The sequence below is a fragment of the Streptomyces sp. NPDC002884 genome (assembly GCF_040295245.1).
Classification (GTDB): domain Bacteria; phylum Actinomycetota; class Actinomycetes; order Streptomycetales; family Streptomycetaceae; genus Streptomyces.
Genome location: NZ_JBEOVB010000016.1, coordinates 89108 through 103765, shown reverse-complemented (window position 1 = coordinate 103765; position 14658 = coordinate 89108). Strand labels below are relative to the sequence as shown.

The window sequence follows — 14658 nt, the reverse complement described above, 5'->3', positions numbered from 1 at the left end:
CCGTTCCCTGGGCCGCATCCGCAAAGCCACCGGGGACCGGATCCTGGTCCGCACCGGCCGTACCGGCCGTACCGGCCGTACCGGCCGTACCGGCCGCAGTTTGGTGCCCGTCTCGGGGCCGAGGTCGAAGGTCCCGCTCGGCCCGGCGGGACGGCTCCCGTCCCGGCTCGGGGGGTCACGGGACGGGAGCGCGTCACCTGTCTCTTCCTCGCAGCACGGCCGTACGGATGCACGGGTGCGGAAGTGGCGCTCGAGAGCGCGTCAGACGGCCGAGGAGGTGAGCCGTACGGGGAGCTCGAAGAGGTCGTTCTGGGTCACCACGGGCTTGTTGCGCAGGGCCGACGGTGCCACCGCCAGGTCCAGCCCGGGGAAGCGGGCGTACAGCGCGGGCAGTGCCACTCCCGCCTCCAGCCGGGACAGGGCGGCGCCGGGGCAGACGTGCGGGCCGTGGCCGAAGGAGATGTGGCGGGTGCGTGTCTCACGGGTGATGTCGAAGTCGCCGGCCGAGGGGCCGTGCGCTTCCTCGTCGCGGCCTATCGCGCCGTAGGAGACGATGAGGGCGTCGCCCGCCGGGATGACCCGGTCGCCGACCGGCACGTCCTCGGTCGCGAACCGGATCAGCACGTGCGACGTCGGCGTCGACCAGCGCAGGGTCTCCTCGATCACCGCGGACCAGTCCACCGCGCCCGACAGGACGAGTGCCCGCTGGTCGGGGTGGGCGGAGAGGTTGACGACGGCGTTGACGATCAGCGAGATCGTGGTCTCGTGGCCTGCGGCGACCATGAGCTGGAGCGTGGAGACGATCTCCTCGTCGGTGAGACGGTCACCGTCCTCCGAGGCCAGGACGAGCGCGCTGGTCAGGTCGTCACCGGGCTCGGCGCGCTTGGCGGCGACGGTCTCGGCCATGATCCCCGCCAGTTCGACGAGGGTGGCGACGACCTCCGCGGGCGGGGTCTGGGTGGAGAAGAACTTCTCGAAGAGCACCTTCAGCCGCGGCAGCCGGCTCTCCTCGATGCCCATGAGGTCGGCGACGACGTACATCGGCAGCGGGTAGGCGAACTCCGCCTTGAGGTCGACGACGTCGGCGTCGGCGGGCAGCCGGTCCAGCAGTCGCCCGGTGAGCTCCGTGATCCGCTCCCGCATCGCCTCCACCCGGCGCGGGGTGAGTGCCTGGGCGACGAGGCCGCGCATCCTGCGGTGGTCGGAGCCGTCCACGGTCAGCATGGAGCGGCCGGGGTTGGCCAGGCCGATCAGGGGCCAGTCGGACGGGATCTCGCCGCGCTGCCAGGCGCCCCACACGTCGATGTCCTTGACCAGCCTGGGGTCCGTCAGCAGCGCCCGGGCCTCGGCGTGCCGGGTGACCGCCCACACCGGGACCCCTCCGGGCAGTTCGACGGCGGCCAGCGGTCCCGCCGCCCGCAGCTTGGCGCTCTCCCCGTCCAGGTCGGTGACGAACGGATCCAGGGGAATCCGCAGCTCTTCGGTTCCGGACGTCATGATCAGTTGCCTCCCAGGGCAGGGGTGGGGGTGAACCGCACGGGCAGTTCCGTCAGCCCGCGCAGCCAGGGCGAGGGGCGACGGGTCAGCGAATCGGCCGGGACGTCGAGGTCGATGTCGGGCAGCCGGTCCAGGACGACCTCGATCCCCGTCCGGGCGACCACCTCGGCGATCTCCTGGGCCGGGAACGGGCAGCGGTGCTCGCCGTGGCCGAAGGAGAAGTGGGCGTTGTTGCCGCCGGTGAGGTCGTCTCCGACGGGGCGCACCTGGGGGTCGGAGTTGGCCGCCTGGAGGCCGAGGAGGAGCAGGTCTCCGGCCCGGATGTGCTGTCCGCCGAGGTGGGTGTCCCGCGACGCCCAGCGGCCGGCGATGTTCTGGCTGGGCGTGTCCTCCCAGAGCACCTCGTTCATCGCCTCCGCGACGCTGTTGCGGCCGCCGAAGAGCGAGGCGGCGAAACGACCGTCGGTGAGCATCAGCCGCAGCGAGTTGCCGATCCAGTCGGCGGTGGGCTGGTGACCGGCCGCCATCATCACCATGAGGTCCTGGGCGATCTCCTCGTCGGTGAAACCGGCGGGGTCGGCCAGCATGCGCGAGACGACGTCGTCGGCGGGCGCGGCCCGGCGCGCGGCGAGCAGCTCGCCCATGGAGGTGGCCAGATGGCTCTGTCCGGCGAGGGCCCGCTCCCGGCCGTCGATCATGTCGTTCAGCGCGGTGACGAGGCCCGGGCCGTCCTCGTCGGCGAAGCCGTACAGCTGCGCCAGGACGCGTACCGGCAGCAGCATGGCGTACTGGCCGATGAGATCGGCCGTGCCCTCGGCGCACAGCGCGTCGATCAGTTCGTCGGCGAACCGCTCCGCGTGGCGGCGCAGCCGGGTCGGGTCGCTCGCCTCCAGCGCGTTGCTGATCATGGCGGCCCGTTCGCGGTGCCGTTCACCGACCGTGTAGAGGATCGACGGCTGCTTGCGGCCGATCATCGGCAGCAGGGGCCAGTCGCCGGGGATCGTGTCCCACTGGTTCCACAGCTCCGAGTCGCGGCTGAACAGGACGGGGTCGCCCGTGACCTGGTGCAGTTCGCGGTAGCCGAGGACGAGCCAGGCCGGGACGCCGCCGTCCAGCAGGACCGGGGTGACGGCGCCGTGCTGCGCGCGCATCTCCCGGTACAGCCGGGCGGGATCGGTCTGGAAGCGCGGACCGCTGAGCGGTACGGCGTCGGTGCTCACACGAACTCCCGTGGTGAAGCGGCGGTGTGGGCCCTCTGCCCGGCGTACCGGCTCTGGATGTGCTGGACGAGCGTGATGAGGACCTGCTTGCTGGACTCCCGGGTACGGGCGTCGCAGTCGATCAGGGGCACCTGCGGATCGAGGTCGAGGGCCTCGCGGACGTCGCTGTGCGCGTGCCGGGGGCCGCCGAAGTCGTTGCAGGCCACGATGAACGGCGTGCCGTGGCGCTCCAGACGGTCGATCGCGTACCAGGAATCGTCGATGCGACGGGTGTCGACCAGGACGACCGCGCCGAGGGTTCCGGAGAACAGCCGGTCCCACAGGAACCAGAAGCGTTCCTGGCCGGGCGCGCCGAAGAGGTACAGCACGTTGCGCTCGTCGAGGGTGATCCGGCCGAAGTCGAAGGCCACCGTGGTCGCGGTCTTCCCGCGGATCTCGCTGATGTCGTCGACCGCCTCGCCGGCCCTCGTCATCGTCTCCTCGGTGTTGAGGGGACGGATCTCGCTGACCGAACGGACCATGGTCGTCTTTCCGACGCCGAAGCCGCCCACGACCACGATCTTCAGACCGTTGTCGGCGGTGGCACCCAGGGGGGTGCGCACGTCAGAGGTTGCGGAGTCCAACGAGCACCTGCTCCAAGACGTCGGGATCGGGAAGGGCGGAGTTGCGGGGGTGGCGGGCGCTGACCCGGCCCGCGGCGAGCAGGTCGGACAGCAGGATCTTGGTGATGCTCACGGGAAGCCCCAGTTCGGCGGCGACCTCCACCACGGCGGTGGGCGCCTGCGTCAGCCTGAGCACCGCCGCGTGCTCGGACTGCATGCCGACGGTCGCGTCGCTCTCGGCCACCACCAGCGTCACCAGGTCGAAGGGACTGTCGGGCCCCGAGCGGCTGCGTCCCCCGGTGAGGGTGTAGAGCCGGTCGGGAGCGTCGTCCCTGCCTGGGCGCTTCACGCCGTGCGGGGCGGGGCCGTCAGGTGTTCGCCGAGCTGTTCCACCAGCTCGCTCATGTTGTGTCCGACGAGTCCGGGTTCGGCCTCCTCGGTGGTGACCACGGCCAGGTGCGCGCCTTCACCGGCCTCCACGATGAACAGCGTTCCGCCGTAGAACTCGGTCATCGAGGAACGCACGCCCCCGCTGCCGTCGCCGAACTCGACCGAGGCGCCGTGCGACAGCGACTGGATACCGGCGGCGATCGCGGCGAGCTGGTCGGCCTGGTCGACCGTCAGTTCCGGGGTACGGCACAGCTTCAGCCCGTCGCGGGAGAGCACGAGGGCGTGCCGGGCGCCCGGGGTGCGCTCAAGGAGTCCTTCTATGAGCCAGGTGAGCTTCTCGTCGGCGGTGGTCGTGCCGGTCATGAGGTGGTGTCGCCTTCCGGGTGCGAGGAGGTGGGACTGCCGGGAGCCGTCTCGGTCTGCGGGGACGGCGTGGCGTGCGGGTCGTCGGGTGCGGCCGGCAGCGGGTGCCCGCCCGTGCGCTCCGCCGGGCCGGCGGCGCGCACCGCCTGGCGGAAGGCGCCGAAGCGATTGGCGCGGGTGCGGATGTCCTCGGGCGGGTCCGTACGGCGCTCGGCGCTCTGGGCGGCGGCGCGTGCGCCCTCGGCCGCGGCCAGGGTGCGGCCGCGCCGGCGCTTGGGCAGCCCGTCGCCCGTCTGCGGGGCGTCGGCCGTCTGCGGGGCGTCGGCGCCGGTCTCCCCCTGGGGCCGGACCTGCTCCGCAGGCGTGGCGGCTTCGGCGGAAGCGGGTGCGTCGAGGTCCGACTGCGGGGCGCGCGTCGGGGTGCTGCGCGCGGGCGGGTCCGTGGGCCGTCGCACGGGGGACGGGGCCACGGTGAGGATGTCCTGCGGGATGAGCATCAGCACACCCGTGCCGCCGCGCGCGGAGGGCCGGAAGGACACCTTCATGCCGTGCTTGCGCGAGAGGCGTCCCACGACGGCGAGACCGAGCCGGGTGCCGGTGAGTCCGCCGAGTCCGCCCGCGTCGCCGGAGACGGCCTGTTCGGCGCGGCGCAGCTGGACGTCGCTCATGACGAGCCCGCTGTCCTCCACCGAGACGATGGCGCCGGCCGGCACTTCCTCGACGTAGACGTGCACCTCGGCGTTGGGAGGCGAGAAGTTCGCGGCGTTGTCCAGCACTTCGGCGAGCGCGTGCATCACGCCCTCGGCCGCGTGTCCGGCCACCGCGGTGTCGCTGACGGAGTGCAGGCGGATGCGCTGGTAGCCGCTGATCCGGCCCATGGCGCCGCGCAGAACGGACTCCATGGAGATGGGGCGCGCCCAACGGCGTCCCGAACGCGCGCCGGTGAGGACGGCGACGGAGTCCGCGAGACGGCCGGCCTGGGCGGTGCGGTGGTCCAGGTGCAGCAGATCGGCGAGGACGTCCTCGTCGCTGTGCCGTTCCTCCATGGCGCGCAGGTCGGCCAGGGTGCCGGTGGCCAGCGCCTGCATCCTGGCCGCGGCGTTGGCGGTCGCGGAGATCGCGGTGTCGCGGTCGCCGAGGGCACGGTCGAGCTGCTCGGAGAGCCTGCGCACCTCGGCCGCGAGCCGGACCCGTTCGGCCTCGGAGTCCTGGGCGCGCACGGCGCGTTCCCTGGTGAACTCCTCGGCGAGCCGGGCTCGTTCGTGTGCGGTGGCGTCGGTGTGCCGTTGGTGTTCGCGGCGCCATCGCTCCGCCTGGAGGTCGCGCTCCTGGGCGGCGCGCTCGGCCTCGGCGGTCGCCGTCAGCAGCGCGGCACGTACGGAGCGCCCGGCGCGCCGCGCGTGCACGGCGAAGCCGACGGCCACGCACAGCAGAACCGCGGCGATGGCGCCGCCGCTGCCCACGAGCGCCCGCGCCGACTCGGGTACGGACGTGACGGTCCCTATGACGGCAAGGGCGGAGAGGGCGGCGGTCAGCAGGGGTAGGGGAAGCAGCGATCGGATGGTGGATCGGTCGCCGGAAGGGGCGGGCGCGGTCATCGCTCAGGTCCTCGGGTGGCCGCTCGGGAACGCGACCCTTGTGTTGTCCTAAGGGGCAGATAATGCACAGAAGTTTGTAGTCGGTGATCAACCGGGCGTCACTATACGAGAGTTTCGATCACCCCGAACAGTGTTCGACCAGCAGAGTTCGCAAACTCCCCTTCAAGGGACGCGCTGTGCCGACGCCGGACGAAGCCCTTCGACGGCCTCCTCCCCCGGCTGACCAGAGATTCTTTGAGCGGGCTGTGCGGACCGAGCGGACCGAGCGGACTGCGTGGACCGAGCGGGCTGAGCGGACCGAGCAAGTCGAGCGGCCGGGTCGGAAGCCTCGCCTCGGCAGGAGAGGCAGCGCCGCCGTACGCGCTCTCGTGCGACTCATGCGCCTGCCTTCACTCCGTCACGCCCCTGCCCACCCGCAACCGCGGGCACAGCGGCAACGCTCCTTCAGGTCATGTACGCAGCACGGCGGGAACCCGGTGCCCTGGTGTTCCGGGCGAATCTGCGGCGTCAGGCCGGCCCCCTGCTGTCGCTGACCGTGGCGGCACTGATCGCCGGCTTCGCCTTGACCCAGTCCCAGGGCCGGTGGATCGAGATCGGTGAGCTCCTCCACGAGGCGGCATGCGGCTACGCCGGGGCGGCCGCCGTCCTCCTGGCGAGTTGGCAGGGCGGCTCCGAGGTGCGCAGCGGAGTCGACTGGATCCATGCGACAGCCGTCCGCGGAGTCCTCACCCAGCGCCTGGCGGGCCTGGCTTCGGGCGTCCTGTGGCCACTGACCGGATACCTGCTGGCGGTTCTGGTGGTACTCCTGTGGCCGTTCGCGGAACAGCCGTCCCACCGTCCGCCGTTCGACGCCATGACCGTCGACGCGGCGTCGATCATCGCCGTCTCGTGCCTCGCCCACCTGGCGGGCCGCGCCGTCCCGCTCCCGGTGACTCCGTTCGTACTCGTCGCCGCCCTGATCCTGTTCGGACAGAGCCCCTGGTGGACGACCATCGCTCATCCCGTGGAGATCAGCTACACCGGGGACGCGCTTCCGCCCAGCACGTCCGGTTGGGCTCCGGTCCACCCTCCCCCGTGGCTGCCCTGGTGCCGGGCCCTGCTGTTCACCGTCCTGGCGGCGGCGGCCGTCAGCCTCTGCGCGCGCTGCTGGAAGACGGCCGTCGTACTGGTGACGGTGGTCGGGACGGCGGCTCTGGGGCTGGCTCTGACACAGAAGGGCAGTGCCGCGATCTCGGCCGTGAACGTGTCGGAGATGCGGTGCGCGGGGCGGCAGGCCGCTCTCTGCCTCCCGAAGGAGAACGAAGACGCGCGGCGACGTCTCCAGCCCCAGGTCGACCTGTTGGCCGGAAAACTGGAAGGCGTGCGCAGCGCCCCCGCCTACTACGTGGTGAGCGACCAGAGCTACCGCTACAGGGACTGGGCAACCGATGACGACTCCGCCGGATCCGGCCCGCGGGTCATCGGCCTCGCGCTCTCTGCCGACGTCCGGTCCCTCACCACGGAGATCGCCTGCCCGGACCTCTGCGTCGGGCTCCTGGAGGGAGCGGTGTTCGCCTGGCTGACCGACACCTCACCCGACGGGCTGGACGAAGAGCAACTCCTTCTCGTCCAGACCCTGGACGGCCTCCCTCCGAAGCAGCGCGCGGCCTGGCTCGACCGGTACCTGCACGCGGTGAGGTTCGGGAAGACGCTGCCCGACCCGCCTTACGACGCACGGTGGTCGTCATGAACCCACGTCAGCTGCTTCCGGTGTGGTTGCGGGCCGTCCCCGGCCTGCGGTGGCCCTGGCTGCTCGCCGTGTCCGGAGTATGCGCGGCCGGCGTGTGGCTGGGGAGGACGGCCGACCAGGAGGACGTCCTGGCCCTCCTTCTGCTGCTCGCCCCGCTGCTGCCCCTCGTATGGGTAGCCGTCAGTTACGGCGGCAGGGCCGACCCCTTCGCCCCGGTCGTCCGTACGACTCCGGCCGGAGGCCTGCGACTGCTGCTCCTGCGGACCGGAGTCGTCCTGGCGATCTGCCTGCCGCTGCTCGCCGCGGCCGGCCTGACCGGGCTGAGCGGCTCGCTCTGGGCGGCGGCGTGGCTGGTGCCGTGCCTGACCCTCACCCTCGCCACGCTGGTCCTCAGCTCCTACCTCGGCTGCCTGCTCGGCGCCGGCGCGGTGGCTGTCGCGTGGTTGCTCGCGGTCTCGGCCCTCACCCGGCTGTCCATGCGGGTGGACGGGCACGTCTCGTCCTGGCGGCCGGTCCTCCTCAAAGTCCTCATGGACCTTCTCAACTTCGGTTCACAGTTCCTCTGGGCGCTGGCCTCCGGCGTACTGATCCTTCTGCTCACGATCCGCCGTGAATCCTTCGACGACTTGAGGTCCCGATGATCAGCGCCCGCCGAGTGACCGTCCGCCACCGGCGCACCACCGCGGTCGACAGTCTCCATCTGGAGTTGCCCCGCGGCGTCCACGGTCTGCTGGGGCCGAACGGTTCCGGGAAGAGCTCACTGCTTGCCGTGCTGGCGACGGCCACCGGCCCGGCCGAAGGCGAACTCAGGCTTCTGGACAGGGATCCCGGCCGCCCCGCCGAACGGCGGGAGATCCGCCGCAGGCTCGGCTACCTGCCGCAGAAGTGCGAGATGTTCCGTGGGTTCACGGTCCGCGAGTGCGTCGCCTATGCCGCCTGGCTCAAGGACATGCCGGGCCGTGCCGGGGCAGCGGCGGTGGAGCGCGCGGTCGAGAGAGTCGGCCTGGGCGCACGTATCGACAAGAAGTACCGCTCCCTCTCCGGCGGAATGCAACGCCGCGTCGGGATCGCCCAGGCCTTGGTGAACCGGCCGGAACTCCTGCTTCTCGACGAGCCGACGAACGGCCTCGACCCGGAACAGCGCGAGCAGTTGCACCTGTTGCTCAAGGAACTGGCCTCCACGACCACGGTCGTCATGGCCACCCATCTGATGGAGGACGTGGAGGGCTGCTGCGACAGCGTGGTCGTACTCAAGGACGGACGCAAACGGTTCGCCGGGACGCTGGCCGAGCTGCGCTCGGCGGGCGGCTACACACGGGTGATCGCAGGCGACGACCCTCCGTGACGACCCCGGACGCCCGACCGGGACCGCCGCAACGGCTCCCTCTCCCACCACGTCCTGGCCTGCCTGAACCGCATGGGCCCGGCAGCCGCACGGCCCTCCCCCGCATCCCGATTCGCTCTCGCGCAGGAGGCCGTCGAAAAGCGGCGGAGGCGGTCCGCAGGCCGGAGGTAAGATCCGCGGGCGCCGACTGCCCCGTTCAGGCCGGCCGAGCCCTGTGGGGGGGGGATCTTCCGATGACGTTTCGACTGCGCGCTGTCCGCGCGCTCGTGCTGCTGGCCGGCTTCTGGCTGATAGGCGTGGTCCTGCTGACAGTCATGGCCGTACTCGACTGGCTGCTGGTGACAAAGCTGCTCACCGCGCAGGCGGCCTGGCTCGAAGGCGTGGTGGTGACCATCACCGTGCTGCTGGCCCTGGCGATCCTGCGGGGCATGTTCGCCTTCCTGCGGGCCGGGCGTCTGGGCCCGGTGCCGCACGCGGTGGCCGTCACGCCGCAGGACCAGCCCGAGCTGTGGGAACAGGTGCGCGCCGCAGCCGAAGTGGCTGGGCAGGCGCCGCCGGAAGAGCTCTATCTGATCGCCGAGGTCAACGCAGGGGTCGCCGAACAGAACCGCATGCTGGGGCTGTTGCCCGGACGGCGTCGCATGCTGCTGGGCGTGCCGCTGCTCGCCGGGCTGACCCTCCCGCGGCTGCGCGCGGTCCTCGCCCACGAGTTCGGGCACTTCGGCAACCGCCACACGCGGCTCGGCGCGGTCACGATGCGCGGCCGGAAAGCCGTGCTGCACACGGTGGAGGCGTTCCGCGAGGGCAGCACCCAGCTGCACTACGTCCTCGGCTCCCTGTACGTCGGCTACGCCCGGATGTTCCTGCGGGCGTCGCAGTCCGTAGCCCGCCAACAGGAGCTCGCTGCCGACAGGACGGCCGCCCAGCACGCGGGCCGAGACGCGACGGCCGCTGCGCTGCGCATGCTCCCGGTGCTCGACGCCGCGCACACCCACTACCTCGAGACGTACGCGGCGATGGGCGGGCCGTTGGAAGTGCTTCCGCCCGTCGGTGAGGTGCACGGCGGTTTCCGACGGCTGATTGCCGCCCGGCCTGGCGAACGGCTCGTCGCTCTGTCCGCCGGGCAGCGTCCGCCACGGCCTCATCGGTACGACTCCCACCCGCCGACCGCGGAACGGATCGCCCTGATCGAGGAGTTGCCCGCCGACGGCCGGTCCGACAGTTCGGCCGACGAGCCGACCGCAATCGCCCTGCTGCGCGACCCGGACCGCGTGTTCGCCGCCCTGGAGGCGCGCACGCTGCCGCAGGAGACAGCGCTGATGCGGCGCATGAGTTGGGACGACCTCGTCATGGCCCGCGCGGTCGCCGACGCCGAGGGCTGGTCGCGGCCACTGCGGCTCGCCGTGGCCAGGGCCCTGCGCTCCTCGGAGCAGGGCGCGGACAGCGCGGCGGCCGCGCGCCGTGACGCCACGACCGAGAGAGCGGCGGACGACGAGTTGCCCGGCCTGGAGGAGGTGCTCGACGCGTTCGACCGCGGCCTGCTCTGGATGACGGTCGCCGACCGCATCCCCAAGCCGCATCAGGCGGCACGGCTGACCGGACCCTCGGCACGCAACTTCATCCGGCCGAGGGTCTTCGACGGGCTCGCGGGCATGGTCCATCTGCGCCTCACCGAAGCCGGCCACGCGTCCCCGGACATCGCCTGGTCCGGGCAGCCCGGACTCGCCCTGCCCGAGGTGTGGGAGAAGGAGATGGACGAGGCCCTCGACGCGGCTGTCGCCGATACACCCGACACGGCCCCGCTGCGCGCCCTGCTCGCCGGCGTCCATCGCGTCCCCGCGTGACCGCCGCGCCGGCCCGAGTCCCACCGCGGCCCGCTCCCTGCCGTGATCCGGACTCGTGAGCGACCGTGCGCCCGCGCCCGCCCGGCTGGTCACGCGGGCGAGCAGGGCTTCAGAGGCCCTGCCCGGTCGGCCGGGCGTCCGGGTCCCTCCGGCGTTCTTCCTCCTGGACGACGTGGACGGCCCCGATCCGTTGCTCGGGGCCGGTCTCGGGGCGTCAACCGGCCACGGTGGTCAGGTTGCCGGGCACGTAGGATCCACCCTGGTTGTTGAGGATCACGCCGAGCCGGTTGGTCGCGTTGATCATGGCGACGAGGGAGACGAGAGCGATGGCCTGCTCCTCGTCGTAGTGCTCGCGCACTCGGGCCCAGGTCTCGTCGGTGACCCCTGCATATCCGTCGATGATGCGGGTGCCCTCCTCGGTGAGGGCCAGCGCGGCCCGCTCGGCGTCGGTGAACACGGTCGAGTGCCGCCAGGTGGAGACGAGGCTGAGCCGGGCCGCGTCCTCGCCGGCCGCGGCGGCGTCCTTGCTGTGGATGTCGACGCAGAAGCCGCAGCCGTTGATCTGGCTGGCTCGCAGCTGCACCAACTCCTGGGTGGATCTGGGCAGCGGCGACTCCTGGATGACCTGGCTGACGGCGTAGATCCGCTTGCCGACCTTCGTGCCGAGCTCGGTGTCGAACAGGTTCATACGGGTTTCCATCGGGGCTTCCTCACTCATGGAATCGTGTGGCTGATGCCCATGAGGCGCCGGTCGCCGCGCTCCTGTGACACCGGGCGGATGTGACGTGGGCCACGGGGCGCGGCTGTCACGGAACCGGGGTCAGCGGCGTCCCGTGTACGACACGCACCACACGTAGCGAGACAGAAGTCGGGAATTGACGATGGTGGACAGGGGTGCCGGTACCGATGCGGCCTCGACCACGGCCACGGACAGCTTCATCGGCCACCGCAATCTGCTGTTCACGGTGGCCTACGAGATGCTGGGCTCGGCGGCCGACGCCGAGGACGTCCTCCAGGAGACGTGGCTGCGCTGGTCGGGCGTCGAGCACGCCACAGTCCGCGATCCGCGCGCCTTCCTGGTCCGCATCGCCACCCGCCAGTCCCTGACCCGCCTTCGCACACTCCGCCGCCGCAAGGAGTCCTACGTCGGCCCGTGGCTGCCCGAGCCGCTGCTCGTCGCGCCCGACGTGGCCGAGGACGTCGAGCTCGCGGACAGCGTCTCCATGGCGATGCTCCTCGTGCTGGAGACCCTCGCGCCGACCGAGCGCGCCGTGTTCGTGCTGCGGGACGTCTTCGACCTGGACTACGACGAGATCGCGCAGGCCGTCGACAAGACCCCGGCCGCCGTCCGCCAGATCGCGCACCGCGCCCGCGCCCGCGTCGCCGCGCGCCGCCCTCGCGAGACAGTCTCCCCGTCCCAGACCCGCGACACGCTCGTCGCCTTCCAACAGGCGGTGGAGACAGGCGACTTGACTGGACTCCTCAACATGATCGCCCCGGACGTCGTCCTCCTGACGGATGGCGGCGGAGTCGTCCGGGCCGCCGTGGAACCGGTGATGGGCGCGGCCGACGTGACCGAGAGCCTGGCCAGGCTCAGCGGCGCCCCGCTGCAACCGACCCTGGTCAACGGCCACCCGGCCCTGATCATCCGCCGCGACGGCCGGATCGACACGATCTTGGCCCTCCGTCTGGACGCCGGCCTCATCACCGGCCTTTACGCCGTCCGCAATCCCGAGAAGCTGTCACGCATGAACCGCGAGACGGCGATGGGCCGCTGACGCCGGGACAGCCGCCTGGGCCAGCGCCGCAACGGCGCGTGTCACCGCGGGAATCGGAGGTCCGGTCCGTCGGCTCGCGCATGGGAACAGCATCAGCCCGTCCGCGTCGGCCCGCAGCTCGGTCAGGATCAGCTACCACATGCCATCCCCCTGCAGCCGGCGGAGCAGGTCGTACGGAGATCCTCCGGCGGGAATCCACGTCGGCTCCAGACGCCCATGCTCTCCCACGCCTGCCGGATCGCCCTGTCGCCCTGTCGCCCTGTCGCCCCGTCGCCCCGTCGCCCCGTCGCCCCCGAAGATACGACCGTCACTCGCAAGGACGTGCGACGATCGCGGCGTGGCCATACCTGCACCTCCGCCGACCGACGCGTCCCTCTTGCCGACGGGTCGTGCGTCGGCCGTGTCCGTGCTGGGGGCGCTGTTGAACCGCTCGGTGGAGCAGATCGCGGAGGCTGCGGCGGACGTCCGCCGGTTCGACCGGGAAGCGATTCGTGCGGCGGCGGATGTGTGGGACAACAACCTGTTTCCGCTGTTCTGGGCCGTCAGCACCGCCGATGCCGCTGAACGCGAACGGCGGGCGATGACCGCGCTGCGGTGGATGGCCGGCCTCGGCGAGCGGCGGCGCAGTTGGATGACCGAACAGGCCGCGCTTGCCGGGTACGCACTTGAGCCGCTCCTGCCGCCGGCCGAGCCGTACACCCCGGGCCGGGACCACCTCGGACACGTCATGGCACCGGTGTGCCGACTCACTCGGCAGAACCTGGACGATCTGGTCCCGGACTACGACCTGGCGACGGCGTCGGTGCGCCACCTGCAAGTGGAGCGCGCCGGTACTCGCCTGACCGCCTTTCTCCAGTTGGCCGCTGTGCGCAGGTTCGCCGTGGAGCAGGGCACGCCCGCGCCGCCCGCCCTGCTGGGGATCTGGCTGGAGGGCGTCACCGCCGCCGTCTTCGACGGCTCCGACACGCGGGGAGCGACACTGGACGCGGGAAGGGACGGGATCGGGATATCCCTGGGCACGGGCGGGCGGCTCCGCGCCGCGGGTGGCGAGTGGCGCCCCGACGACCGCTCATGGCACCTGTCGACCGCCGGTCGGCGTGCTGACGCCGTCACCCCGCCCCGCACCGGTCGGGCGGACCACCCCCGTCGGCCGCCCGACGCGGACCTCGGGGCCGACGCCCGTGCTGCCGCAGACCTTCTGCGCAAAGCCTTGTGGGAGATCCGTTCGGTGCGTTACGCCGACCGTGCCGACCACGTCCCCGTGCTCAGCCTGTGCCAGGCCTTTTCCGGCGCGGGTGACGCGATTCTGGCCGCGGGATCCCGGCGCGGCGCGCGCCGTCGCGAGGCGGCCTTCCGTGACGTGATCCGGAGTTGGGCGGAGCGGGGCGGCCCGGAACTCACCCGCTGGTTCGCCGGCATCCTTGAGGAACACGCAGACCGCCCGGGGCTCGTCGATGCGCCCCGGGGCACCGAACGGGCCGTCCCCCGTACCGGCAGTCCACCTACCTCCGGTACGCCCTCGCAGGCGGTTCTCAGCATGGCCACCTGGACGGCGGCGCACAGCGCCCACGGATCCGAGCGTCCGGCCGTCGCTCAGCTCCAACTCGCCCTGCCACCCCGCCCCGACGAGAACTCATCAGCGGCGTGGCGACTTCGCACCGTCAGCTGTACCGACCCGGATGCCTTCCGCCTTCACACCGATGCCTTCCAGGGCACCGGCCCGCTCGTCCAGGTGGGCAGGCCCACTGCCGCGTGCAGCCTCGACCTGCACCGGGGAGCCCTGTTCGTCGCGGCCGGTGATGGCTGGAGTGCGTCGGTGGGCTGATCCTTGCCTGTGGCTCGGCTCGCCGCACCGCTCAGCGTTCCCCATGCATGGCCGCGCGGCCGGGCGAACGAGCAGCCGGACGATCGGGCGGCCGGGCGATCGGTGGCCGGCCTGGTCTAGGCGACGGTGTCGGCACTGGACGCCTCGTCCTGCGCCATGCCGAGAAAGCGCCGGATCGATTCGACCGGCATGTCGAGACCCTCGGACGCCGACTCCTCGTCGCCGAACACCTGCACCGCCTCGGCGACCGCCACGGCGAGTTCGACCTCTGCCTTGCGGGCCTTGGCCTCGGCCTTGTCCACGGTGTCCACCACCGCCAACTGGCGGCGCTGCTTCTCCTGAAGTCTCTGCTTACGGGAAAGGTTCTTGTCAAAGCTCTGCACAGACATGACCAAGATCATAATCAGTCGCCTGCGCACCCATGAAATCCGCAACTCACCAGTGCCACAGGGGCACTCGGCGCCCGG

14 protein-coding genes are annotated in these 14658 nt (G+C 71.7%); 6 read left to right on the top strand and 8 right to left on the bottom strand.

Annotated elements, in window-relative coordinates:
* Nucleotides 1-261 precede the first annotated feature (261 nt).
* From ABT070_RS28280 to ABT070_RS28255, 6 genes are read right to left on the bottom strand one after another with little or no spacing between them, the layout of a single operon-like run.
* The gene (locus ABT070_RS28280; protein ID WP_351764695.1) at nt 262-1497 is read right to left on the bottom strand and encodes a cytochrome P450 family protein; all 1236 of its coding nucleotides are present in this window, start codon (nt 1495-1497) and stop codon (nt 262-264) included.
* 2 nt (nt 1498-1499) lie between these two features.
* Nucleotides 1500-2717: a cytochrome P450 gene (locus ABT070_RS28275; RefSeq protein WP_351764694.1), complete on the bottom strand. Its 1218-nt coding sequence runs from the start codon at nt 2715-2717 to the stop codon at nt 1500-1502.
* Nucleotides 2714-3340 carry a GTP-binding protein gene (locus tag ABT070_RS28270; RefSeq protein WP_451101689.1) on the bottom strand — a complete coding sequence of 209 codons (627 nt, stop codon included), beginning with the start codon at nt 3338-3340 and terminating at the stop codon, nt 2714-2716. The genes ABT070_RS28275 and ABT070_RS28270 overlap by 4 nt, the downstream gene beginning before the upstream one ends.
* On the bottom strand, nt 3321-3668 hold the full coding sequence (locus ABT070_RS28265; protein WP_351764693.1) for a DUF742 domain-containing protein: 348 nt from the start codon (nt 3666-3668) through the stop codon (nt 3321-3323). Before ABT070_RS28265 ends, ABT070_RS28270 begins: the two co-directional genes overlap by 20 nt.
* Nucleotides 3665-4072 carry a roadblock/LC7 domain-containing protein gene (locus ABT070_RS28260; RefSeq protein ID WP_020126464.1) on the bottom strand — a complete coding sequence of 136 codons (408 nt, stop codon included), beginning with the start codon at nt 4070-4072 and terminating at the stop codon, nt 3665-3667. The genes ABT070_RS28265 and ABT070_RS28260 overlap by 4 nt, the downstream gene beginning before the upstream one ends.
* Nucleotides 4069-5670, bottom strand: coding sequence for an ATP-binding protein (locus ABT070_RS28255; protein WP_351764692.1), 1602 nt, complete (start codon nt 5668-5670; stop codon nt 4069-4071). The genes ABT070_RS28260 and ABT070_RS28255 overlap by 4 nt, the downstream gene beginning before the upstream one ends.
* Nucleotides 5671-6121: 451 nt before the next feature.
* Here ABT070_RS28255 and ABT070_RS28250 point away from each other — a divergent pair, with 451 nt between their 5' ends.
* The 4 genes from ABT070_RS28250 to ABT070_RS28235 all read left to right on the top strand — a co-directional run bounded on the left by ABT070_RS28250 (nt 6122) and on the right by ABT070_RS28235 (nt 10588).
* The gene (locus tag ABT070_RS28250; RefSeq protein WP_351764691.1) at nt 6122-7399 is read left to right on the top strand and encodes a hypothetical protein; all 1278 of its coding nucleotides are present in this window, start codon (nt 6122-6124) and stop codon (nt 7397-7399) included.
* Nucleotides 7396-8040 carry a hypothetical protein gene (locus ABT070_RS28245; RefSeq protein ID WP_351764690.1) on the top strand — a complete coding sequence of 215 codons (645 nt, stop codon included), beginning with the start codon at nt 7396-7398 and terminating at the stop codon, nt 8038-8040. The genes ABT070_RS28250 and ABT070_RS28245 overlap by 4 nt, the downstream gene beginning before the upstream one ends.
* Nucleotides 8037-8744, top strand: coding sequence for an ATP-binding cassette domain-containing protein (locus ABT070_RS28240; protein ID WP_351764689.1), 708 nt, complete (start codon nt 8037-8039; stop codon nt 8742-8744). The genes ABT070_RS28245 and ABT070_RS28240 overlap by 4 nt, the downstream gene beginning before the upstream one ends.
* Nucleotides 8745-8977: 233 nt before the next feature.
* Nucleotides 8978-10588 (top strand): M48 family metallopeptidase, encoded by a 1611-nt coding sequence (locus tag ABT070_RS28235; protein ID WP_351764688.1) that lies wholly within the window; start codon nt 8978-8980, stop codon nt 10586-10588.
* Nucleotides 10589-10802: 214 nt separating this feature from the next.
* Here ABT070_RS28235 and ABT070_RS28230 read toward each other — a convergent pair whose 3' ends face one another.
* On the bottom strand, nt 10803-11288 hold the full coding sequence (locus ABT070_RS28230) for a carboxymuconolactone decarboxylase family protein (protein ID WP_351764687.1): 486 nt from the start codon (nt 11286-11288) through the stop codon (nt 10803-10805).
* A gap of 181 nt (nt 11289-11469) precedes the next feature.
* Between ABT070_RS28230 and ABT070_RS28225 the strand changes: the two genes are divergently transcribed.
* Together ABT070_RS28225 and ABT070_RS28220 are read left to right on the top strand one after the other, a co-directional pair.
* Complete coding sequence (locus tag ABT070_RS28225) at nt 11470-12366, top strand: RNA polymerase sigma-70 factor (protein WP_351764686.1); 897 nt, start codon at nt 11470-11472, stop codon at nt 12364-12366.
* Between the two features lie 337 nt (nt 12367-12703).
* Nucleotides 12704-14191: a hypothetical protein gene (locus ABT070_RS28220; RefSeq protein ID WP_351764685.1), complete on the top strand. Its 1488-nt coding sequence runs from the start codon at nt 12704-12706 to the stop codon at nt 14189-14191.
* A 116-nt stretch (nt 14192-14307) separates the two neighbouring features.
* Here ABT070_RS28220 and ABT070_RS28215 read toward each other — a convergent pair whose 3' ends face one another.
* Nucleotides 14308-14580 carry a hypothetical protein gene (locus tag ABT070_RS28215; RefSeq protein ID WP_351764684.1) on the bottom strand — a complete coding sequence of 91 codons (273 nt, stop codon included), beginning with the start codon at nt 14578-14580 and terminating at the stop codon, nt 14308-14310.
* Between the last annotated feature and the right edge of the window lie 78 nt (nt 14581-14658).

Coding starts and splice junctions, on each gene's coding strand:
- ABT070_RS28280 (WP_351764695.1), bottom strand. CDS start 1,497: ATGACGTCCGGAACCGAAGAGCTGCGGATTCCCCTGGATCCGTTCGTC.
- ABT070_RS28260 (WP_020126464.1), bottom strand. CDS start 4,072: ATGACCGGCACGACCACCGCCGACGAGAAGCTCACCTGGCTCATAGAA.
- ABT070_RS28255 (WP_351764692.1), bottom strand. CDS start 5,670: ATGACCGCGCCCGCCCCTTCCGGCGACCGATCCACCATCCGATCGCTG.
- ABT070_RS28250 (WP_351764691.1), top strand. CDS start 6,122: ATGTACGCAGCACGGCGGGAACCCGGTGCCCTGGTGTTCCGGGCGAAT.
- ABT070_RS28245 (WP_351764690.1), top strand. CDS start 7,396: ATGAACCCACGTCAGCTGCTTCCGGTGTGGTTGCGGGCCGTCCCCGGC.
- ABT070_RS28240 (WP_351764689.1), top strand. CDS start 8,037: ATGATCAGCGCCCGCCGAGTGACCGTCCGCCACCGGCGCACCACCGCG.
- ABT070_RS28235 (WP_351764688.1), top strand. CDS start 8,978: ATGACGTTTCGACTGCGCGCTGTCCGCGCGCTCGTGCTGCTGGCCGGC.
- ABT070_RS28230 (WP_351764687.1), bottom strand. CDS start 11,288: ATGGAAACCCGTATGAACCTGTTCGACACCGAGCTCGGCACGAAGGTC.
- ABT070_RS28225 (WP_351764686.1), top strand. CDS start 11,470: ATGGTGGACAGGGGTGCCGGTACCGATGCGGCCTCGACCACGGCCACG.
- ABT070_RS28215 (WP_351764684.1), bottom strand. CDS start 14,580: ATGTCTGTGCAGAGCTTTGACAAGAACCTTTCCCGTAAGCAGAGACTT.